Raw genomic sequence first — 20,301 nt, 5'->3', positions numbered from 1 at the left:
TATGGCCACTCGATACGCCGAACATCCGGTAACCAGGAGAATGTAGATGGATTTCAATGCTGAAGTGGATCACCTGATCAAGACCTCAGAGTCGTGGCTGCCGATGATCATGGAATACGGCAGCCGGTTTTTGCTGGCGGTGGTCACCCTGGCCATCGGTTGGTGGCTGATCAACGTGTTGACCCACCGCGTGGGACGTTTGCTGGCAATGCGCAATGCCGACCTGGCCCTGCAACACTTCATTACCAGCCTGGCGAACATTGCGCTCAAAGTCATGCTGGTGGTCAACGTGGCCTCGATGATCGGCGTGGCAACCACCTCGTTCGTAGCCGCGATTGGTGCCGCCACCCTGGCCATCGGCCTGGCCTTGCAAGGCAGCCTGGCGAACTTTGCCGGCGGCGTGCTGATTCTGCTGTTCCGCCCGTTCCGCATTGGTGACTGGATCGAAGCCCAGGGCACCTCGGGTACCGTCGACAGCATCCAGATCTTCCACACCGTGCTGCGCACCGGCGACAACAAGACCGTGATCATCCCTAACGGCAGCCTGTCCAACGGCCTGATCACCAACACCAACCGCCAGCCGACCCGCAAGGTGGTGTTTGATGTGGGTGTGGACTATGAAGCCGACCTGCAGAAAGCCCGTGAAGTGCTGCTGGAGCTGGCGAAGGATCCGCGCGTACTGGCCGATCCGGCCGCCGTGGCGGTGGTTTCGACTTTGGGCGACAGTTCGATCACCGTTTCCCTGCGTTGCTGGACCAAGACGGCGGATTATTGGGATGTGATGTTCATGTTGAATGAACTGGCGCGTGACCGTTTGAAAGCGGCGGGGATTGATATTCCATTTCCGCAGCGGGTTATTCGTGTGATGCAGGAAACAGCTGCCAAGTAATTTGAGGTTATCGTCTTGAACTTGGCCGATAGGTCAGGTTCAAGGTGCAAGTGTTAATCTCGTTAGTTAGCTTGCTAGTTATTTCTGTGCTGAAACATTACAGCCATAAAAAAGCCGCTCCCTTGTTAAAAAAGGAGCGGCTTTTTATTTAAGGCCGAGGCCTTAAGTCATCGTTGTAATCAAACGATCAATTACAAGATGTTCAGCGGGTAGTTCGCGATCAGGCGCAGTTCGTCGATCGAAGGCGAACCGTAGTAAACGCCATCACCCGAACGATAAGTCGCTTGACGCAAACGCAGACTCAGGTTTTTTGCCGGGCCGCTTTGGATCACGTACTTGGCTTCGATATCGCGTTCCCACTCTTTACCGTTCGATGTGGTTGCGGTATTGGCGCCGCTACCGGTGACGTAACGAGTCATGAAGCTCAGGCCAGGAATGCCAAAGGTCGCCATGTTGATGTCGTAGCGAGCCTGATAGGACTTCTCGCCTTCGGCGTTGAAGTCGGAACGGGCGATGGAGTTGGCCAGGAATACCGTGCCGCCGCCGTCTACGCCGTAGCCGTAGTCGCCGTCGCCGGTGACTTTCTGGGCTGCCAGGGTAAAGGTGTGGGCACCGATGGTGTAAGCGCCCTGCAGGCTGAACGCACGGTTGTCGAGCTTGGTCGTGCCATCTTTCTCGGCACGTTGCAGGCCCGCACCATCGCTTTTGGTGTCGTAAATGTTGAAGTCCAAGGCGAAGGACTGATCGTCGCTCAGCGCATGGGTCCAGTTCAGGTTGCTGTAGTACTTGCGGAAGTAGTCTTCGGTTTTCGCGTAGTACAGGCTACCGGTGAACTCAGGGGTGAAGGAGTAGACGCCACCGACAAAGTCGGTTTTGGTCAGGCCCAGGCTGTCATGGTAGGTCTGGTTCTGCGCGATGCTGGAAGTGAAGTGACCGCCTTCCAGCTTCAGGCCCTTGATCTCGTTGCTGGTGATCGAGATACCTTGTGGCAGTTCTGGCAGCAAGCGGCTGTCGTCGGAAGCGAACACAGGAGCTGTGGTGTACTGGTCACCGATTTTCAGGACCGTATTGGAAATACGGAACTTAACGGCACCGCCGCCTTTGGAGTAGTCGTCCTGCGAACGACCATCGGAACCGGTTGGGAACAGGCCGGTTCCCGCACGACCCTTGCCGCTGTCGAGTTTGACGCCCAGCAGGCCGATCACGTCGACGCCGACGCCGATAGTACCCTGGGTGAAGCCCGACTCGTACAGGGCGTTGAAGCCCAGGCCGGTTTCTTCCGCACGACTTTTCGTGCCTGGACCCGACGGGTTATTGCGGAAGTCGCGGCTGAAGTACAGAGCGCGAGTATTGATGCTGAAAGTGCTGTCTTCAACAAAGCCCTTGGAATCGTCCTGGGCGGACGCCATTGCGAACTGCGAGGTGCCTGCTGAAACAGCCAGGGCGATCATGCTCCACTTCATCACGCGCATCGTGATTTGCTCCTTTGGTTTTAGGAAGAGTACTGCCGTCCCACCTGTATTTTTATCTGGGCGGCTCTTTCTTTTATGTGTCGGCGCAAAGTTATATCACGCAGACCCTATTGACGATACTTACCCATCTATCCTTTCAGCTTCTTTACGAGGCTGTCGTAAATTGCTAGCTCCATGTCGCAAATCCACAGTCCTGTTGTAACCGGACTGACAACTTCAATACTGTTTCCAAACCCTTTTCAAAGTTTGAACGCTTCCTTGATACGCATTGAAACGCTGCTGTTCTTTATCGCGAAACACCTGCTTCCAATCGGGTGTCGTTGCCGACGATGCAGGTGTCAATGCAACAAGCGTGCACAAAGCGGTAACCGAATGTCATTTTTTCGTGAAAACCGTTCCGCCCCTGTAAAAACCGCATAAGTACGGGCTTTTTACACCGTTTGGTTTGGGCTTGACGCGGCTGTGTTACCCCTGTTCGGTGGTACATAAAACCTGTGCGCGGGAAAAACGTTACCGGTTCACCCTCATGAGTGGGTAATTGGCGGATCCCTTTGAGGCACAAGTGGGTCATTTTGGTGCGTCCCGGTGAGGCCCGGTTTAGCGTAGCTCAAATATTCGACCGCCTCGAAAGAGTGCATGTTTTTTCATCACTGGCGCCGGCGCTTTCCTGCATTCGCCGTGAAGCCGTGCGCATTCGAAGGTATGCTGGGCGCCTGAACCTGACTTGCCGAACGGAGTGCCCGCGGTGTTCGCCCTAGATCAACGCCTGCAACAAGACACACTGGTCATCGGGGACTTCCCGCTGTGCCGCCTGCTGCTGTCCAATGACTCAAACTACCCGTGGTTCATCCTGGTGCCACGCATCAACGCTATCAGCGAAGTGTTTCAACTGGATGTCGCCGACCAGCAGCGTTTGTGGCAAGAGACGACTGCCCTGGCCCAGTTGCTGAATGAAGGCTTGGCCGCCGACAAGATGAACATCGGCGCCCTGGGCAATGTGGTCAGCCAATTGCACGTGCATGTGATCGTGCGCAAGCGCGACGATGCTGCCTGGCCGGCGCCGGTATGGGGCAAGCATCCGGCGCAGCCTTACACCGATGAGCAAGTCGCTGCCATCCGCGCCCGTCTGCGCGAGCTGTTGCCTGCCGACTTCATTTTCAACCAGGGCTGAATCATGGACCTGCAAGACCGCGTCACCGACCTGGAAAGCCGCCTGGCCTTCCAGGACGACACCATCGAGACCCTCAATGACATCCTCGTCACGCAGCAGCGTGCTGTAGAGCGCCTGCAATTGCAGATGACTGCGCTGCTCAAGCGCCAGGAAGAAATGGGCGGCCAATTCGAAACCTCCGAAGAAGAAGCGCCGCCGCCTCACTATTGATAGCCACGCATAAAAAAACCGCGACCCAGCCAGGCTGGATCGCGGTTTTTTTGCTGCGAACGCAGGTATCAGCGGCGCGGCAGTGCAGCGATCACGTCTTCGGCCTGCAGGCCTTTGTCGCGATTCATCACGGAGAACTCCACGCGCTGGCCTTCCACCAGGACGCGATGGCCTTCGCCGCGAATGGCCCGGAAGTGGACGAAAATATCGTCGCCCGAATCACGGGAAATAAAGCCGAAGCCTTTGGATGTGTTGAACCACTTGACGGTACCGGTATCCCGATTGGTCATGTCGTAGGTTTGCGACGAGGCCGCAGGGGACGAACGGTAGAAGCTGATGGCCAGGTGAAGAACGATGGCGACCACAGCGATCACCAGGCTGAGCAGGATGGCCGGGTGGCCGCCGACTTCAGGCATGGGTGCCAGGAGGGTGAGGGTTTGTACGACAACGGTCAGTACCAGCAGCGCGCTGACCAGGTTTTGCAGTTGATGTCGCGGGCCTTTGTTCCAGTAAGGGATCACCGGTGCCAGCGTCAGGTTAAGAAGGCCGAACATGGCCAGGTACAGAGCGTCGTGTTGTTCCAGATACGGCAGGCTTTCAGGCTGCAGGCTCGGGATAAAGGACAGCAGCAAAGCTGCAACGCCCGTTAGCAGGTGGACGATTTTCAACATTTTGATTAACTCACGTTAAGACGGATCACAAGGAAGAGCTGACTGGCACGGTTCGCTTCTGAACAATGGGAGGCGTTGGGCACGTGCGCGGGGTATCAGCCTATGTCGCTGCCGCAGAAAGTAACGGCGACGACACGCTGTCTATTTAACAGCAAAGGCTGTGCCTACTCAAATCAAGCATTTCGGGGTATTGCAAGGGCGATGGCATTTCTGCAGCAAACGCTTGTCCTAGACACGTGCAGGTTTTTCAAACGGCCAGCAGAGAAATTTCCTACCTGCCTCAAAGGCTTGGGCTGCCCCGGTCGGCAGGGCGCATCGGGGCGAATTGCCGCGCCGGGCTGCGCATCACCGGCACTCTTGCTAGAGTGGTCCTGCACCTGATCAATGAATGCTTGTCAATTGAAGGGGATAAACATGGCAATCGATATCGGTATCAGTGAAGAAGATCGTAAATCCATCGTCGACGGGCTTTCGCGACTGCTTTCCGATACCTATGTTCTGTATCTGAAAACCCACAACTTCCATTGGAACGTCACGGGCCCCATGTTCCGCACGCTGCACTTGATGTTCGAAGAGCAGTACAACGAACTGGCCCTGGCCGTGGACTCCATTGCCGAGCGTATCCGTGCCCTGGGTTTTCCTGCGCCGGGCGCCTACTCCATCTATGCCCGTCTTTCTTCCATCAAGGAAGAAGAGGGCGTGCCCAGTGCCGAAGAGATGATCAAGCAGTTGGTGGCTGGCCAGGAAGCGGTCACCCGCACCGCGCGCGGTATCTTCCCGCTGCTCGACAAGGTCAGCGATGAGCCGACGGCCGACCTGCTGACTCAGCGTATGCAGGTGCATGAGAAAACCGCGTGGATGCTGCGTTCCCTGCTTGAAAATCAGTAAACACTGGCCTTGAGTGGCGCCGCCCTGGCGCCGCTCGCTTGTTTCCGCGCATTTCCTGGCGTTGTCCTACGCCGATCAACTCCGCGTCTTCTGGCTGCTTGCCTCTCCCTGCTGTTTTATAGGGTGATTGCCCAATGGGATCACCCATGGGCGGTTGTTTGGCAATGGAGTGTCAGGTGTATGTCACGCGGAGTGGGTAATGGAGTGATGGAAACCGGTGGTTTCCATAGGATAAAGATCGACCCTTTTGCAAAAGGGTTCGATATGGGGCTGGCCAAGCCGCTGTCCCGGTCGGTGAGGCTCAATGGGTTTTCCACTTGCCTGCGACTGGAGCAGATCTATTGGAATATCCTCACGGAAATCGCCAGGATCAATGCCTGTTCAGTCAGTGCGTTGCTGTCTTATGTCGATCGAGAAGTACACTTGCGTTATGGCGGTGTGAAGAACTTCAGTGGGTTGGTCAGGGTGGTGTGCGTGGTTCATGTCCTCAAAGGGCGTTTTGACCCTGCGTGCTCACCAGGATAGCCACCGGGCTTCGGGGCCGGCCCTCCATCATGGCGGGCAGGGCCCTGGGCAGAATGCCGGCTGCGCTGCCTCGATTTACCAGATATAATCCCGCGCTTTGCTACGCATGCTGCGGACCCGTAGGGCAGGCGTGGCGCAGTAACGAAATCGCCGAGACATCGCCATGCCCATGTACGACTACCAATGTGCTTCCTGCGGTCATCAGTTGGAAGCCATTCAGAAGATCAGCGCAGCGCCGTTGGTCGATTGCCCAGCCTGCCAGGCGCCGGAGCTCAAGAAGATGTTGTCCATGCCGGGCTTCCGCTTGAGCGGCAACGGCTGGTACGAGACCGACTTCAAGACCGGCTCGAAGAAGAACCTGGCCGGCGGCGACAAAGCAGACTGAGTTGAACTCTACGCGCAGGCTCCTGCATTATCCGTCCCCTGCTTTAATGTACGGTGACGAGGCAGGCCTCCACCGAATTTCGAATTACGAGAAGTGAAACCACTACCATGATGCGCAGCCACTATTGCGGCCAACTGAACGAGACCCTGGAAGGTCAGGAAATCACCCTTTGCGGATGGGTTCACCGTCGCCGCGACCACGGCGGGGTGATCTTCCTCGATATCCGTGATCGTGATGGTCTGGCCCAGGTGGTGTTCGACCCGGATCGCGCCGAAAGCTTCGCCGCCGCCGACCGCGTGCGCAGCGAGTACGTCGTGAAGATCACCGGCAAGGTTCGCTTGCGTCCGGCGGGTGCCGTGAACAAGAACATGGCGTCCGGCGGCATCGAAGTGCTGGGCTATGAACTGGAAGTACTGAACGAGTCGGAAACCCCGCCGTTCCCACTCAACGAATACTCTGACGTGGGCGAAGAAACCCGCCTGCGCTATCGCTTCCTCGACCTGCGTCGTCCGGAAATGGCCGAGAAGCTGCGCCTGCGTTCGCGCATGACCACCAGCATCCGTCGTTTCCTCGACGAAAACGGCTTCCTCGACGTCGAAACCCCGATCCTGACCCGGGCCACCCCGGAAGGCGCGCGCGACTACCTGGTGCCTAGCCGTACCCACGCCGGTTCGTTCTTCGCCCTGCCGCAATCGCCTCAGCTGTTCAAGCAACTGCTGATGGTCGCGGGCTTCGACCGCTACTACCAGATCGCCAAGTGCTTCCGCGACGAAGACCTGCGCGCTGACCGCCAGCCTGAATTCACCCAGATCGACATCGAGACCAGCTTCCTCGATGAAAAAGAGATCATGGGCCTGACCGAACAGATGATCCGCAACCTGTTCAAGGAAGTGCTGGGGCTGGAATTCGGCGACTTCCCGCACATGACCTTCGAAGAAGCCATGCGCCGCTACGGTTCCGACAAGCCAGACCTGCGTAACCCGCTGGAACTGGTGGACGTGGCCGACCAACTCAAAGAAGTCGACTTCAAGGTGTTCAGCGGCCCGGCCAACGACCCTAAATGCCGCATCGCCGCCCTGCGCGTGCCTGGCGGCGCGAGCATGCCGCGCAAGCAGATCGACGACTACACCAAGTTCGTTGGCATCTACGGTGCCAAGGGCCTGGCGTATATCAAGGTCAACGAGCGCGCCAATGGCGTTGACGGCCTGCAATCGCCGATCGTGAAGAACATTCCGCTGGACAACCTGAACGCGATCCTCGATCGCGTCGGCGCAGTCGACGGCGACATCGTGTTCTTCGGCGCCGACAAGGCCAAGATCGTCAGCGAAGCCCTGGGCGCGCTGCGCATCAAGCTGGGTCACGACTTGAACCTGCTGACCTGCGAATGGGCCCCGATGTGGGTCGTTGACTTCCCGATGTTCGAAGAAAACGACGACGGTAGCTTCAGCGCCTTGCACCACCCGTTCACCGCGCCGAAATGCTCGCCGGCCGAACTGGAAGCCAACCCGGCTGGCGCGCTGTCCCGCGCGTATGACATGGTATTGAACGGTACCGAGCTGGGTGGCGGTTCGATCCGTATCCACCGCAAGGAGATGCAGCAAGCGGTGTTCCGCCTGTTGGGCATCAACGAAGCGGAACAGGAAGAGAAGTTCGGCTTCCTGCTCGACGCCCTGAAATACGGTGCGCCGCCCCATGGTGGCCTGGCGTTCGGCCTGGACCGCCTGGTGATGCTGATGACCGGCGCCCAGTCGATCCGTGAAGTGATCGCCTTCCCGAAAACCCAGAGCGCTGCGGACGTCATGACCCAGGCGCCAGGTGTGGTGGATGCCAAGGCATTGCGCGAGCTGCACATCCGTCTGCGCGAGACGCCGAAGGCTGAGTAAGGCTGCTGCGTGAAAGCGCACTGAGGTTTACGCAGTCAAAAAAGGCGCATCTTCGGATGCGCCTTTGCGTTACAAGGGTTGCATTCCGCCTGGGGCGGAATTGATAAGGTTTCTAGAGAATTTTTGGAGTTGTGTTATGGCTGGCCATTCCAAGTGGGCGAACATCAAGCACCGCAAAGAGCGTCAGGATGCCAAGAAAGGCAAGATTTTCACTAAATGGATCCGCGAGCTGACCGTTGCGGCCCGCCAGGGTGGGGGTGATCCAGGCTCCAACCCGCGTCTGCGCTTGGCGCTGGACAAGGCCCTTGGCGCGAACATGAGTCGCGACATCATCGACCGCGCCGTGGCCCGCGGTGCCGGCGCTGCCGATACCGACGACATGGTCGAGCTGAGCTACGAAGGCTATGGCCCGGGTGGCGTGGCCGTGATGGTCGAGTGCATGACCGACAACCGCAACCGTACTGCCGCCGCTGTGCGTCATGCATTCAGCAAATGTGGTGGCAACCTCGGCACTGACGGTTCGGTGGCCTACCTGTTCGAGCGCAAGGGGCAGATTACCTTCGCGCCGGGCACCGATGAAGATGCGCTGATGGAAGCGGCGATGGAGGCGGATGCCGACGACGTGGTGACCAACGAAGACGGTTCCATCGACGTGTTCACTTCGTTCGCCAGCTTCTATGCGGTGCGCAATGCCCTGGAAGCGGCCGGTTTCAAAGGTACCGACGCGGAAATCGTGATGCTGCCGACCACCAGCGCCGAGCTGGACCTGGACGGTGCGCAGAAAGTGCTGAAGATGCTGGATATGCTCGAAGACCTGGATGATGTGCAGAACGTGTATTCCAACGCCGACATCCCTGAGTCTGTAGCCGAACAGCTAGGCTGAAGGACGATGTAGATCAAAAAGTGGGAGGGGGCTTGCCCCCGATGACAGTGTGTCAGTTACGTATAAATCGACTGATTCACCGCTATCGGGGGCAAGCCCCCTCCCACATAGGGTCTTCTCTGTCTCAAAAAATGTGTTTACCCAACCCGCAGGCGTTATGACTTTAATCCTAGGTATCGACCCCGGTTCGCGCATCACCGGTTTTGGCGTGGTGCAACAGACCCCGCGTGGCTGCGTGTACGTGGCTTCGGGCTGCATCCGCACCGGCGCGGGCGAGTTGGCCGAGCGCCTGCAGATCGTTTATCGCGGCGTGCGTGAGGTGATCCAGACCTACGGGCCGGTGACCATGGGTATCGAAAAGGTGTTCATGGCAAAGAATGCCGACTCCGCGTTGAAGCTTGGCCAGGCCCGTGGCGCCGCCATCGTTGCCGGCGCCGAGGAGGGCATGGAAATCGCTGAGTACACCGCCACCCAGGTCAAACAGGCCGTGGTCGGCACCGGCGCGGCGAACAAAGAGCAGGTGCAGATGATGGTCATGCACATGCTCAAGCTCACTTCAAAACCGCAGATCGACGCCTCGGACGCCCTGGCTATTGCCATTTGCCATGCGCACACTCGCTCAAGTTTACTGCCTCACGGCCTGGGCACGGCACGCAGTCGTGGCGGGCGCCTGCGTCTCTGATAGCATCAGCGCAATCGTTATTTCCGGTCGGGCCTTGCTCTGACCCTAGCTTTAAGGATCTGAACCGTGATTGGACGCTTGCGCGGCACTCTGGCTGAGAAACAGCCGCCGCACCTGATTCTGGATGTAAATGGGTTGGGGTATGAGCTGGAAGTGCCCATGACCACCTTGTATCGCCTCCCGTCGGTCGGTGAGCCGATTACGCTGCATACTCACTTGGTGGTGCGTGAAGATGCGCAATTGCTCTATGGTTTCATTGGCAAGCGTGACCGTGACTTCTTCCGTGAACTCATCCGCCTGAATGGCGTAGGGCCGAAACTGGCCCTGGCGTTGATGTCGAGCCTGGAAGTGGATGAGCTGGTGCGTGCCGTTTCGGCCCAGGACACCTCGGCGCTGACCAAGGTGCCAGGCGTCGGCAAGAAGACCGCCGAGCGCCTGCTGGTGGAACTCAAGGACCGCTTCAAGGCCTGGGAGGTCGTACCGAGCATGTTCGCCCTTGTACCGAACCAGCCGGACATGCCGGCCAGCCAGGTGGCGAGCGCCGAGAGCGATGCGGTCAGCGCGCTGATTTCCCTGGGTTACAAACCCCAGGAAGCCAGCAAGGCCGTATCGGCCATCAAGGACAAGAACCTGAGCAGTGAAGACATGATCCGCCGCGCCCTGAAGGGAATGATTTAAGTGATTGAAGCTGATCGTCTGATTGCAGCCACCGGCCCGCGCGACCGTGAAGAGGTCCAGGACCGCGCCATCCGCCCCCTGAGCCTGGCCGAATACATTGGCCAGCCCACCGTGCGCGAGCAGATGGAATTGTTCATCCAGGCTGCGCGTGGGCGCAGTGAGTCCCTGGACCACACGCTGATCTTCGGCCCACCGGGCCTGGGCAAGACCACCCTGGCCAACATCATTGCCCAGGAAATGGGCGTATCGATCAAGTCCACCTCCGGCCCGGTGCTGGAACGTCCGGGTGACCTGGCGGCGTTGCTGACCAACCTTGAACCGCACGATGTGCTGTTTATCGACGAGATCCATCGGTTATCCCCGATCGTCGAAGAAGTGTTGTACCCGGCCATGGAAGACTTCCAGCTCGACATCATGATCGGCGAAGGCCCGGCTGCCCGCTCGATCAAGCTCGACCTGCCGCCGTTCACGCTGGTCGGCGCTACAACCCGCGCAGGGATGCTGACCAACCCACTGCGAGACCGTTTCGGCATTGTTCAACGTCTAGAGTTCTATAGCACGGCTGATCTGGCGACCATTGTCAGCCGTTCGGCGAGCATTCTCGGCTTGCCGCTGGACCCGGAAGGCGCGTTTGAAATCGCCCGTCGGGCCCGCGGCACGCCGCGGATCGCCAACCGCCTGCTGCGACGCGTGCGAGACTTTGCCGAGGTGCGGGCCAAGGGGCACATCACCAAGGCCGTGGCCGACCTGGCCTTGAACCTGCTGGACGTGGATGAGCACGGCTTCGATCACCAGGATCGACGTCTGCTCCTGACCATGATCGAGAAGTTCGACGGTGGCCCGGTGGGCGTCGACAGCCTGGCGGCGGCCATCAGTGAAGAGCGTCACACCATTGAGGATGTGCTGGAACCGTACCTGATCCAGCAGGGCTACATCATGCGCACGCCAAGGGGCAGGGTGGTGACGCGTCACGCCTATCTGCACTTTGGGTTAAACATTCCGTCACGATTGGGCGAGATGCCCGTAGTAGACGAATTCCTCGATGCAGTGGACGATTAAAAACCTATAGCCAGTCGATTTATCCGAGGTTTGTGCTGTCCTAGTGGCTGGTGTCGTCATTCAGTCGTTAGAAATGTTTCAGACAATGAAAAAACAGTTGCCCAGCCGGATTGGCAACCTGAGGAGTAAGCACTAGAGTATGCGCGCGCAAAACGGGGATCAGTCGTTCGCACATCGCTGTCGCGTTTATTACGAGGACACCGATGCCGGCGGCATCGTGTATTACGTCAACTACCTCAAGTTCATGGAGCGGGCTCGAACCGAGCGGCTACGGGAGCTGGGCTTTGCCCAATCCGAGCTGGCAGGGGAGGACCTGTTATTCGTCGTGCACTCCAGCGAGGCGCGGTATCACGCGCCGGCGCGGCTGGACGACGAATTGTTGGTCAGCGCTGAAGTAATCGAATTGAACCGTGTCAGCCTGCGTTTCAAGCAGCAGGTCAGGCGGGCAACGGATGCAACGCTGCTCTGTGAGGGGCAGTTCCTGGTGGCCTGTGTGCGCACCAATAGCTTGAAACCCCGGGCCATTCCCGAAGCTCTACGTGCGGCCTTTGCCGACGTAAGCGGCGCGGGTAAACAATCAAAGCAGGAGATTTAGCGTGGAACCTACCGTCGTCGACCATTCCTCCATGTGGAGCCTGGTCAGCAATGCCAGTGTTGTGGTTCAACTGGTCATGCTGACCCTGGTAGCCGCATCGGTTACCTCTTGGGTCATGATTTTTCAGCGCAGTAACCTGCTGCGTGCCGGTCGACGTGCCCTGGAGAGCTTTGAAGAGCGCTTCTGGTCGGGTATCGACCTGTCCAAGCTGTACCGCCAGGCCGGCAGCAACCCGGACCCGGACTCGGGCGTCGAGCAGATCTTCCGCGCCGGCTTCAAGGAATTCTCCCGTCTGCGCCAGCAGCCAGGCGTTGACCCGGAAGCGGTGATGGAAGGTGTGGCCCGTGCCATGCGCGTGGCCATTTCCCGCGAAGAAGAAAAGCTTGAGCAAAGCCTGCCGTTCCTCGCCACCGTCGGTTCCGTGAGCCCGTACATCGGTCTGTTCGGTACCGTGTGGGGGATCATGAACTCCTTCCGTGGCCTGGCCCAGGCTCAGCAAGCGACCCTGGCCACCGTGGCACCGGGTATCGCCGAGGCCCTGATCGCCACCGCGATCGGCCTGTTTGCCGCTATCCCCGCAGTAATCGCCTACAACCGCTTCGCTGCCACCAGCGAAACGTTGATCGGTCGTTACTACACCTTCGCCGACGAGTTCCAGGCGATCCTGCACCGTAAAGTGCACACCAGCGAAGAATAAGCAGGTAATTCCCAATGGCTTTAATCGCTCGAGCTCGCAAAAAGCGCAAGCCGGTCGCCGAGATGAACGTAGTGCCTTACATCGACGTGATGCTGGTGCTGCTGGTTATCTTCATGGTGACCGCGCCGATGCTCAACCAGGGCGTGAAGGTTGATTTGCCCAAGGTTTCCAGTGAAGCCTTGCCGCAAGACAACAACACTCAAGTCCTGACCATTTCGATCAAGGCTGACAAGACCTATTACTGGAATCTTGGCAGCGAAGTCGACACGCAGAAGCAGCAAGACAAGGCTCTCACCTTGCCTGCGATGACCGATGCGGTGACCAAGATCATTCGCTCCGGCAACGAAGGCGGCAAGCACACCCAGGTGTTCATCCGTGGCGACAAATCGGTCGACTACGGCTCCGTCATGGGCGCCATGGGCGGGCTGCAGAAGGCCGGCGTGGGTAACGTTGGCTTGATTACCGAGGCGCCCTGATGCAGCAACAGCGAGAGCCGTCCGCCTCGGAAAGCTACTTCTGGCCTAGCGTCTGGGCGATTGCGCTGCATGTCCTGGTGTTTGGCATGCTGTTCGTCAGCTTTGCCATGACCCCGGACCTGCCGCCAGCCAAGCCGATCGTGCAGGCGACCCTGTATCAGCTGAAATCGAAAAGTCAGGCCACCACCCAGACCAATCAGAAGATTGCGGGTGAGGCCCAGAAGTCGGCTGCGCGCCAGACTGAAGTCGAACAGATGGAACAGAAGAAGATCGAGCAGGAAGCGGTGAAGGCGGCTGCGGAACAAAAGAAAGAAGAGGCGGCTCAAAAGGCCGAGGAATCGAAAAAGGCTGACGAAGCCAAGAAGGCTGACGAGGCGAAAAAGGCTGATGAAGCCAAGAAAGCCGAGAAAGCTGCCGAAGCGAAAAAGGCCGAAGAGAAACAATTGGCTGATATAGCCAAGAAGAAATCTGAAGAAGAAGCCAAGAAGGCTGCCGAAGAAGAGGCCAAGAAAAAGGCCGCTGAAGACGCCAAGAAGAAAATAGTCGAAGACGCGAAGAAAAAAGCCGCCGAAGACGCCAAGAAAAAAGCTGAAGCAGACGAGGCGAAGAAAAAAGTCGCCGACGACGCGAAGAAGAAAGCTGCCGCCGACGCCCAGAAGAAAAAGGCCCAGGAAGCAGCGCGCAAATCCGCCGAAGAGAAGAAGGCCCAGGCCTTGGCAGATTTGCTCTCCGACACGCCGCAGCGTCAGCAAGCCTTGGCCGATGAACGTGGTGATGAAGTCGCGGGCAGTTTCGACGATCTGATTCGGGCACGGGCAGCGGAAGGCTGGACACGTCCACCTTCGGCGCGCAAAGGCATGACAGTAGTGCTGCAGATCGGCATGTTGCCGGACGGTACGGTGACTTCGGTCAGCGTGGCCAAGTCCAGTGGTGACGGTTCGTTCGACAGTTCGGCGGTTGCCGCAGTCAAGAACATTGGCCGGTTGACCGAGATGCAGGGAATGAAACCAAGCGACTTCGCTCCCTATCGTTCATTCAAGATGACATTCACACCTGAGGATCTAGCCTTGTGAGAAACCTTCTTCGAGGAATGCTTGTCGTTATTTGCTGTATGGCAGGGATAGCGGCGGCGGATGAAAAGAACATCCTGGTTACCAGCGGTAGTGATCGGGCCACTCCGATCGCAGTAGTACCGTTCGGCTGGCAGGGCGGCAGCGTGCTGCCGGACGACATGGCCCAGATCGTCAGTGATGACCTGCGCAACTCCGGCTATTACGCACCGATTCCAAAAGGCAACATGATCAGCCAGCCTACCCAGGCCAGCGAAGTCATTTTCCGTGACTGGAAAGCAGTGGGCGCGCAGTACCTGATGGTCGGCAATATCACGCCGGCCGGTGGTCGTCTGCAAATCACCTACGCCTTGTTCAACGTGGCGACCGAGCAGCAGGTCTTGACCGGCAGCGTCTCGGGCACGGCCGAGCAGATCCGCGACATGGCCCACTACATCTCGGACCAGTCGTTCGAAAAACTCACCGGTATCAAGGGGGCTTTCTCGACGCGTCTGCTGTATGTAACGGCTGAGCGTTTCTCCGTAGACAACACTCGTTACACCTTGCAGCGTTCGGACTACGACGGTGCTCGCGCTGTGACCTTGCTGCAATCCCGTGAGCCAATCCTGTCGCCGCGCTTCGCGCCGGACGGCAAGCGTATTGCCTACGTGTCTTTCGAGCAGAAGCGTCCGCGTATCTTCGTCCAGCACATTGATACTGGCCGTCGTGAGCAGATCACCAACTTCGAAGGCCTCAACGGTGCGCCGGCTTGGTCACCGGATGGTTCGCGCCTGGCGTTCGTGCTGTCTAAAGACGGCAACCCGGACATCTACGTGATGAACATGGCTTCACGCCAGATCACTCGCGCAACCAGCGGCCCAGGTATCAATACCGAACCGTTCTGGGGCAAGGATGGTTCGACCATCTACTTCACCTCTGACCGTGGCGGCAAGCCACAGGTCTATAAGGCGAATGTGAATGGTGGTGGTGCAGAGCGCGTTACTTTTATCGGTAACTACAACGCCAACCCTAAGCTTTCGGCTGATGAAAAGACGTTGGTTATGATTCACCGTCAGGATGGTTTCACTAATTTCCGGGTTGCGGCCCAGGATTTGCAGCGCGGAACCGTAAAAATCCTTACAGATACCAACCTTGATGAGTCAGCCACTGTTGCGCCCAACGGCACCATGGTAATCTACGCCACCCGCCAGCAGGGCCGGGGAGTCTTGATGCTCGTGTCCATTAATGGACGCGTAAGGCTCCCGCTTCCTACCGCACAAGGCGAAGTCAGAGAACCATCCTGGTCCCCTTACCTGAACTGACGCGGCGCTACAAAAAGATTTGCTTAACACACTGGGGTTCATTAGGAGTTTCACGATGGAAATGCTGAAGTTTGGTAAGTTTGCTGCTCTGGCTCTGGCTCTGTCCGTAGCCGTTGGTTGCTCGTCTAAAGGCGGCGACAATGCCGGTGAAGGCGCAGCTGTTGATCCAAACGCTGGTTACGGCGCTAACACTGGTGCGGTTGACGGCTCCCTGAGCGAAGAAGCTGCTCTGCGCGCTATCACCACTTTCTACTTCGAATACGACAGTTCGGACCTGAAACCAGAAGCCATGCGCGCTCTGGACGTTCACGCGAAGGACCTGAAAGCTAACGGCGCTCGCGTTGTTCTGGAAGGTAACACTGACGAACGTGGTACTCGTGAGTACAACATGGCACTGGGCGAGCGTCGTGCGAAAGCCGTTCAGCGCTACCTGGTACTGCAAGGTGTTGCTCCAGGCCAACTGGAACTGGTTTCCTACGGTAAAGAGCGTCCAGTTGCTACTGGCCACGACGAGCAGTCCTGGGCTCAAAACCGTCGCGTCGAACTGCGTAAGTAATTCGTCATGCGAACGTGCCGTCGTGCTCTGACTGTATTGGCTCTCAGCCTCGCACCGCTTGCTGTGTGGGCTGCGGTTCCTGTGGAAGATAGCAACTCTGGCTATAACAATAGCGGGAGCAGTTATCCGCCAGCGGGTTATGGCACGAACGGCGCCTATGCGGGGGGAGCGGCTACGTCCGCTCCCTCGGCACAGGGCGAACTGTTCAACCAGCTGCAACGCATGCAGGATCAAATCGCGCAGCAGCAAGGCGCTATTGAGGTACTGCAAAACCAGGTGAACCAGCTCAAGCAAGAAGGCCTGGAGCGTTACAAGGATCTTGATCAACGTATTGGAGCCGGCGTTCAACCTGCCGCAACTCCTGATAATTCTTCTGCCGGTGGCGCGCCTAGCGCTGCTGCCGGTGCAGCAGCAGGGGCGGCTGCCAGCCAAGCCCCTGCCGCGAGCAGCGAACCGGGTGATCCGGCGAAGGAAAAGCTGTATTACGATGCAGCCTTCGACCTGATCAAAGCCAAGGATTTCGACAAGGCCAGCCAGGCCTTTACCGCTTTCCTGCGTAAATACCCGAACAGCCAATACGCGGGCAACGCCCAGTACTGGTTAGGTGAAGTCAACCTGGCAAAGGGTGATCTACAGGGCGCGGGCCAGGCATTTGCCAAGGTCAGCCAGCTGTACCCCAAGCACGCCAAGGTGCCGGACTCGCTGTACAAACTCGCTGACGTAGAACGCCGCCTGGGTCATACCGACAAGGTCAAAGGTATTCTGCAACAGGTGGTGGCCCAGTATCCGGGGACTTCCGCTGCCCAGTTGGCCCAACGGGACTTGCAGCGCTTGTAAGCGATGTTTTACCCGTTTAGAAGAAACCCGCGCCTTGCGCGGGTTTTTTCGTTAGAATCCACGCCCTTTTATGAAACACGCTTTTTGGGGTCTACGCGTTGGCGGGGTCCCTCAAAGTGCCTGACGGAGGCGGACAGCCTGTTTAGCTGTTACGCCCGTGGCGACTATGCAAGACACATTACGTATTACCGAAGTTTTTTACTCGTTGCAGGGTGAAACGCGGACGGCGGGCCTGCCCACAGTATTTGTGCGCCTGACCGGTTGCCCCTTGCGTTGCCAGTACTGCGACAGCGCCTACGCCTTCAGTGGTGGCACGGTGCGCACCCTCGATGACATCCTGGAGCAGGTTGCCGGCTACAAGCCGCGCTACGTTTGTGTGACCGGCGGTGAGCCGCTGGCCCAGCCAAATGCCATCCCATTGCTCAAGCAGCTGTGTGACGCCGGTTACGAGGTCTCCCTGGAAACCAGTGGCGCCTTGGATATCTCTGCAGTTGACCCCCGCGTAAGCCGGGTAGTCGACCTCAAGACCCCCGATTCCAAGGAATCGCATCGCAACCGCTACGAGAACATCGAGCTGTTGACGGCCAACGACCAGGTCAAGTTCGTCATCTGTTCGCGTGACGACTACGACTGGGCGAACTCCAAGCTGATTCAATACGGGCTGGACCGCCGTGCAGGCGAAGTGCTGTTCTCACCAAGCCACCATGACCTGAATGCACGTGACCTCGCCGATTGGGTGGTTGCGGACAATCTGCCGGTGCGCCTGCAATTGCAGTTGCATAAATACCTTTGGAACGACGAGCCAGGACGCTGATATGACTGAACACACCATGGATCAAAAACGCGCGGTAATCCTGCTGTCCGGCGGCCTTGACTCCGCCACGGTGGTTGCCATGGCGCAGGCGCAAGGCTACAGCTGCTACACCATGAGCTTCGACTACGGCCAGCGTCACCGTGCCGAGTTGAACGCTGCGGCCCGCGTCGCCCGCGACATGGGCGTGGTCGAACACAAGGTGATTGGCCTGAACCTCAACGGCATCGGTGGCTCAGCACTGACCGACAGCAGCATCGATGTGCCAGAAACCCCCGGTGAAGGCATCCCGGTGACCTACGTGCCGGCACGTAACACGGTGTTCCTGTCCCTGGCGCTTGGCTGGGCAGAGGTGCTTCACGCTCGCGACATTTTCATCGGCGTCAACGCGGTGGATTATTCAGGTTACCCTGACTGTCGTCCGGAGTTCGTCGAGTCGTTCGAACGCATGGCCAACCTGGCGACAAAGGCCGGCGTAGAAGGGCAGGGCTTCCGTATCCTGGCGCCGCTGCAAAACCTGAGCAAGGCTGACATCGTGAAGGCAGGCGTAGGACTTGGCGTCGATTATTCGCTGACTGTTTCCTGCTACCAGGCAGACGATGACGGCCGTGCTTGTGGGAAATGCGACAGCTGCAGACTGCGTGCAGAAGGCTTCCAAGCCGCCGGAATTACTGACCCAACGCGTTATTTCTGATTTATTTCAAATAAGGTGTTGAATAATCCTTAGAAATCAGTATTATACGCGCCACCACACAGCGGGTCGTTAGCTCAGTTGGTAGAGCAGTTGGCTTTTAACCAATTGGTCGTAGGTTCGAATCCCACACGACCCACCATTTTTGGCGGTTTAGAAAATCCGGAAGGCCCACGCAAGTGAGGATTTCCGGGTTTTTTTTTGCCTGCCTGAAAACCCGACAGCCCCAGGCCAACGAAAAGCCTGGGGCTTTTTTGCATCTGCGCGAGGTTGATGCTATCGCCGAAACCCACGGGTCACAATCGGGTTTCAAGGTCATTACTGGGAACGAAAAAACAGGCAAAGTCTTTGAAATGCATAGAATTGTCCGACAATCCTGCGCATGAAAAACTCTTCATAAACCGGTCGCTCGAACGTTGGTAGCTTCCTCATCGCTGCCCCACAATTCGAGTCCTAATAATGAATAACAAAACTCTTAAAGGCGCCTTGGCGCTCGCCGTTTCCCTTGCCTCAACCCCGTTGTTCGCCGGTGGTTTCGCGCTCAATGAACAAAGCATCAGTTCAATGGGCACGGGCTACGCCGGTCGTTCCTCCTCCGCTGAAGACGCCAGCACGGTGTTCGGCAACCCCGCCGGCATGTCGCGTCTGAAACAGAATGAAGTCAGCCTCGGCGCGACTTACCTCGATGCCAAATCCAACATCAAGGACGCCAGTTCCTCGCAGTTCGGTGCCAACAACCCAGGCACCAATAAGGGCGACATGGTACCCGGCATTGCCGTGCCGATGGGCTACCTGGTCACGCCCATTGATGAGCACTGGGCGTTCGGCCTGGGTATCTACGCGCCGTTCGGCCTGGTGACCGACTATGAGCACAGCTTCCAGGGCAATGGCTTTGGCAACAAGAGCAAGGTCCAGGTCATCACCGTGCAGCCGACGGTCAGCTATGCCTTCAACGACAAAGTGTCGGTGGGCTTTGGCCCGACCTTCAATCGCATCAGTGGCGAGCTGGATTCCAATGTGCCGCTGGGTGGCGGAGCCGGCGAAAGCGTGAAGGTCAAAGGCGACGACAACGCCACCGGGTTCAATGCCGGTCTCCTGGTGCAGCCCCTTGAAAGCACGCGCATCGGTGTGACCTATCACTCGCAGGTGGTCTACCACCTCAGCGGCAAGACCCATGCGTCCGGTTTGATTTCCGATGCCTTCGACGGTGGGCCGCAAAAGTATGACGCCAGCCTGGATGTGACTACGCCCTCTTCGGTGGATTTCTCGGTAACCCATCAACTCAATGATGACTGGACCTTGTACCTCGGCAGCACCTACACCCGTTGGAGCCAGTTGAAGAAGATCACCATCAACAACGACGGGGTCTCCGACCTCACCGCTCAATTCGGTGGCCTGGGCTCGATCACCGAACAACAGCATTGGCATGACACTTGGTCCCATGCCATTGGTGCGGCCTATCGGGTCAACAAAGAACTCGTACTGCGGACCGGTTTCTCGGTGGACCAGACGCCTACCAACAACACCGACCGCTCCGTTCGAATTCCTACGGGGGACCGTACTGTTTTCAGCTTGGGTGCTGGCTGGACGCCCGTCGATAACCTGACCTTCGATGTGGCGTATTCCTACCTCAAGGAAGAACCGATCAAGGTGCGGCAGAACCTTTCCCAGGTTGGCCTGACTTACGATGCCAAATATGAAAACAGTGCCAACGGGTTTGGTGGCTCGGTGACTTACCGTTTTTGATAAAAAAACCGGCGGTAAATACGGGAAGCCCCATGTGGGGCTTCCCGTTTTTTTGCCCGACGCAGGCGAACACCAGATTAGGCTTTTGAAACCATTCGATATTCTGTAGCCTTGCCGAGCTTCAC

Annotated in this window: 23 protein-coding genes and 1 tRNA gene; 22 read left to right on the top strand and 2 right to left on the bottom strand. The window is 57.9% G+C overall.

Annotation, left to right across the window (positions count from 1 at the left end; all coding sequences use genetic code 11):
• Window positions 1-46 precede the first annotated feature (46 nt).
• Window positions 47-889 (top strand): mechanosensitive ion channel family protein, encoded by an 843-nt coding sequence (locus K5K89_RS23385; RefSeq protein ID WP_092246869.1) that lies wholly within the window; start codon window positions 47-49, stop codon window positions 887-889.
• A gap of 191 nt (window positions 890-1,080) precedes the next feature.
• Here K5K89_RS23385 and K5K89_RS23380 read toward each other — a convergent pair whose 3' ends face one another.
• Window positions 1,081-2,361 carry an OprD family porin gene (locus tag K5K89_RS23380; RefSeq protein ID WP_222540345.1) on the bottom strand — a complete coding sequence of 427 codons (1,281 nt, stop codon included), beginning with the start codon at window positions 2,359-2,361 and terminating at the stop codon, window positions 1,081-1,083.
• A 745-nt stretch (window positions 2,362-3,106) separates the two neighbouring features.
• On the opposite strand from K5K89_RS23380, the gene K5K89_RS23375 reads away from it, so the two are divergent.
• Complete coding sequence (locus tag K5K89_RS23375) at window positions 3,107-3,532, top strand: HIT domain-containing protein (protein WP_071489388.1); 426 nt, start codon at window positions 3,107-3,109, stop codon at window positions 3,530-3,532.
• A 3-nt stretch (window positions 3,533-3,535) separates the two neighbouring features.
• Window positions 3,536-3,742 carry a SlyX family protein gene (locus tag K5K89_RS23370; RefSeq protein ID WP_015885618.1) on the top strand — a complete coding sequence of 69 codons (207 nt, stop codon included), beginning with the start codon at window positions 3,536-3,538 and terminating at the stop codon, window positions 3,740-3,742.
• Between the two features lie 68 nt (window positions 3,743-3,810).
• On the opposite strand, the gene K5K89_RS28825 is transcribed toward K5K89_RS23370, so the two are convergent.
• Window positions 3,811-4,413, bottom strand: a complete 603-nt coding sequence (locus tag K5K89_RS28825; RefSeq protein WP_058423272.1) for a cold-shock protein — start codon at window positions 4,411-4,413, stop codon at window positions 3,811-3,813.
• A gap of 414 nt (window positions 4,414-4,827) precedes the next feature.
• On the opposite strand from K5K89_RS28825, the gene K5K89_RS23360 reads away from it, so the two are divergent.
• From K5K89_RS23360 to K5K89_RS23270, 19 genes are all read left to right on the top strand, one after another.
• On the top strand, window positions 4,828-5,301 hold the full coding sequence (locus K5K89_RS23360) for a Dps family protein (RefSeq protein WP_003193874.1): 474 nt from the start codon (window positions 4,828-4,830) through the stop codon (window positions 5,299-5,301).
• Window positions 5,302-5,481: 180 nt separating this feature from the next.
• Window positions 5,482-5,826: a ribbon-helix-helix domain-containing protein gene (locus K5K89_RS23355; protein ID WP_071489390.1), complete on the top strand. Its 345-nt coding sequence runs from the start codon at window positions 5,482-5,484 to the stop codon at window positions 5,824-5,826.
• Window positions 5,827-5,989: 163 nt separating this feature from the next.
• On the top strand, window positions 5,990-6,211 hold the full coding sequence (locus K5K89_RS23350) for an FmdB family zinc ribbon protein (RefSeq protein WP_003209804.1): 222 nt from the start codon (window positions 5,990-5,992) through the stop codon (window positions 6,209-6,211).
• Between the two features lie 107 nt (window positions 6,212-6,318).
• Window positions 6,319-8,094, top strand: a complete 1,776-nt coding sequence (aspS, locus tag K5K89_RS23345; protein ID WP_071489391.1) for an aspartate--tRNA ligase — start codon at window positions 6,319-6,321, stop codon at window positions 8,092-8,094.
• Between the two features lie 136 nt (window positions 8,095-8,230).
• Window positions 8,231-8,977, top strand: coding sequence for a YebC/PmpR family DNA-binding transcriptional regulator (locus tag K5K89_RS23340; protein ID WP_071489392.1), 747 nt, complete (start codon window positions 8,231-8,233; stop codon window positions 8,975-8,977).
• Between the two features lie 157 nt (window positions 8,978-9,134).
• A complete protein-coding gene (gene ruvC, locus K5K89_RS23335) occupies window positions 9,135-9,659 on the top strand; it encodes a crossover junction endodeoxyribonuclease RuvC (RefSeq protein ID WP_016975450.1) in 525 nt (174 codons plus the stop codon).
• 66 nt (window positions 9,660-9,725) lie between these two features.
• Window positions 9,726-10,337, top strand: coding sequence for a Holliday junction branch migration protein RuvA (ruvA, locus tag K5K89_RS23330; protein WP_071489393.1), 612 nt, complete (start codon window positions 9,726-9,728; stop codon window positions 10,335-10,337).
• On the top strand, window positions 10,338-11,396 hold the full coding sequence (gene ruvB / locus K5K89_RS23325; protein WP_003193867.1) for a Holliday junction branch migration DNA helicase RuvB: 1,059 nt from the start codon (window positions 10,338-10,340) through the stop codon (window positions 11,394-11,396).
• Window positions 11,397-11,535: 139 nt separating this feature from the next.
• Window positions 11,536-11,991, top strand: a complete 456-nt coding sequence (ybgC, locus tag K5K89_RS23320) for a tol-pal system-associated acyl-CoA thioesterase (protein ID WP_025854760.1) — start codon at window positions 11,536-11,538, stop codon at window positions 11,989-11,991.
• A gap of 1 nt (window position 11,992) precedes the next feature.
• On the top strand, window positions 11,993-12,688 hold the full coding sequence (gene tolQ / locus K5K89_RS23315; protein ID WP_015885609.1) for a protein TolQ: 696 nt from the start codon (window positions 11,993-11,995) through the stop codon (window positions 12,686-12,688).
• Window positions 12,689-12,711: 23 nt separating this feature from the next.
• Window positions 12,712-13,164 (top strand): protein TolR, encoded by a 453-nt coding sequence (tolR, locus tag K5K89_RS23310; RefSeq protein ID WP_161793227.1) that lies wholly within the window; start codon window positions 12,712-12,714, stop codon window positions 13,162-13,164.
• On the top strand, window positions 13,164-14,237 hold the full coding sequence (gene tolA / locus K5K89_RS23305; protein WP_222540344.1) for a cell envelope integrity protein TolA: 1,074 nt from the start codon (window positions 13,164-13,166) through the stop codon (window positions 14,235-14,237). Before tolR ends, tolA begins: the two co-directional genes overlap by 1 nt.
• Window positions 14,238-14,254: 17 nt before the next feature.
• Window positions 14,255-15,535, top strand: coding sequence for a Tol-Pal system beta propeller repeat protein TolB (gene tolB, locus K5K89_RS23300; RefSeq protein ID WP_071489395.1), 1,281 nt, complete (start codon window positions 14,255-14,257; stop codon window positions 15,533-15,535).
• A gap of 55 nt (window positions 15,536-15,590) precedes the next feature.
• Window positions 15,591-16,091, top strand: a complete 501-nt coding sequence (gene pal, locus K5K89_RS23295) for a peptidoglycan-associated lipoprotein Pal (RefSeq protein ID WP_003209827.1) — start codon at window positions 15,591-15,593, stop codon at window positions 16,089-16,091.
• Between the two features lie 6 nt (window positions 16,092-16,097).
• The gene (ybgF, locus tag K5K89_RS23290; protein WP_058423266.1) at window positions 16,098-16,928 is read left to right on the top strand and encodes a tol-pal system protein YbgF; all 831 of its coding nucleotides are present in this window, start codon (window positions 16,098-16,100) and stop codon (window positions 16,926-16,928) included.
• A 166-nt stretch (window positions 16,929-17,094) separates the two neighbouring features.
• Complete coding sequence (gene queE, locus K5K89_RS23285) at window positions 17,095-17,742, top strand: 7-carboxy-7-deazaguanine synthase QueE (RefSeq protein ID WP_058423265.1); 648 nt, start codon at window positions 17,095-17,097, stop codon at window positions 17,740-17,742.
• 16 nt (window positions 17,743-17,758) lie between these two features.
• Window positions 17,759-18,433 (top strand): 7-cyano-7-deazaguanine synthase QueC, encoded by a 675-nt coding sequence (gene queC / locus K5K89_RS23280; RefSeq protein WP_071489524.1) that lies wholly within the window; start codon window positions 17,759-17,761, stop codon window positions 18,431-18,433.
• Between the two features lie 63 nt (window positions 18,434-18,496).
• A tRNA-Lys gene (locus tag K5K89_RS23275) sits at window positions 18,497-18,572 on the top strand.
• Between the two features lie 317 nt (window positions 18,573-18,889).
• On the top strand, window positions 18,890-20,176 hold the full coding sequence (locus K5K89_RS23270; RefSeq protein WP_092246886.1) for an OmpP1/FadL family transporter: 1,287 nt from the start codon (window positions 18,890-18,892) through the stop codon (window positions 20,174-20,176).
• Window positions 20,177-20,301: the final 125 nt, after the last annotated feature.

This window comes from Pseudomonas sp. DR208 (assembly GCF_019823005.1).
GTDB lineage: Bacteria > Pseudomonadota > Gammaproteobacteria > Pseudomonadales > Pseudomonadaceae > Aquipseudomonas > Aquipseudomonas extremorientalis.
This window is presented reverse-complemented; position numbering and strand designations above follow the sequence as displayed.

What these genes read in the sequence shown, in the direction of transcription:
- K5K89_RS23340 (WP_071489392.1), top strand. Translation starts at nt 8,231, where the DNA reads ATGGCTGGCCATTCCAAGTGGGCGAACATCAAGCACCGCAAAGAGCGT.
- ybgF (WP_058423266.1), top strand. Translation starts at nt 16,098, where the DNA reads ATGCGAACGTGCCGTCGTGCTCTGACTGTATTGGCTCTCAGCCTCGCA.
- tolB (WP_071489395.1), top strand. Translation starts at nt 14,255, where the DNA reads ATGCTTGTCGTTATTTGCTGTATGGCAGGGATAGCGGCGGCGGATGAA.
- queC (WP_071489524.1), top strand. Translation starts at nt 17,759, where the DNA reads ATGGATCAAAAACGCGCGGTAATCCTGCTGTCCGGCGGCCTTGACTCC.
- ybgC (WP_025854760.1), top strand. Translation starts at nt 11,536, where the DNA reads ATGCGCGCGCAAAACGGGGATCAGTCGTTCGCACATCGCTGTCGCGTT.
- K5K89_RS23385 (WP_092246869.1), top strand. Translation starts at nt 47, where the DNA reads ATGGATTTCAATGCTGAAGTGGATCACCTGATCAAGACCTCAGAGTCG.
- K5K89_RS23380 (WP_222540345.1), bottom strand. Translation starts at nt 2,361, where the DNA reads ATGCGCGTGATGAAGTGGAGCATGATCGCCCTGGCTGTTTCAGCAGGC.
- K5K89_RS23360 (WP_003193874.1), top strand. Translation starts at nt 4,828, where the DNA reads ATGGCAATCGATATCGGTATCAGTGAAGAAGATCGTAAATCCATCGTC.
- K5K89_RS23270 (WP_092246886.1), top strand. Translation starts at nt 18,890, where the DNA reads ATGAATAACAAAACTCTTAAAGGCGCCTTGGCGCTCGCCGTTTCCCTT.
- queE (WP_058423265.1), top strand. Translation starts at nt 17,095, where the DNA reads ATGCAAGACACATTACGTATTACCGAAGTTTTTTACTCGTTGCAGGGT.
- aspS (WP_071489391.1), top strand. Translation starts at nt 6,319, where the DNA reads ATGATGCGCAGCCACTATTGCGGCCAACTGAACGAGACCCTGGAAGGT.
- ruvC (WP_016975450.1), top strand. Translation starts at nt 9,135, where the DNA reads ATGACTTTAATCCTAGGTATCGACCCCGGTTCGCGCATCACCGGTTTT.
- pal (WP_003209827.1), top strand. Translation starts at nt 15,591, where the DNA reads ATGGAAATGCTGAAGTTTGGTAAGTTTGCTGCTCTGGCTCTGGCTCTG.
- K5K89_RS23370 (WP_015885618.1), top strand. Translation starts at nt 3,536, where the DNA reads ATGGACCTGCAAGACCGCGTCACCGACCTGGAAAGCCGCCTGGCCTTC.
- K5K89_RS23350 (WP_003209804.1), top strand. Translation starts at nt 5,990, where the DNA reads ATGCCCATGTACGACTACCAATGTGCTTCCTGCGGTCATCAGTTGGAA.
- K5K89_RS28825 (WP_058423272.1), bottom strand. Translation starts at nt 4,413, where the DNA reads ATGTTGAAAATCGTCCACCTGCTAACGGGCGTTGCAGCTTTGCTGCTG.
- tolA (WP_222540344.1), top strand. Translation starts at nt 13,164, where the DNA reads ATGCAGCAACAGCGAGAGCCGTCCGCCTCGGAAAGCTACTTCTGGCCT.
- K5K89_RS23355 (WP_071489390.1), top strand. Translation starts at nt 5,482, where the DNA reads ATGTCACGCGGAGTGGGTAATGGAGTGATGGAAACCGGTGGTTTCCAT.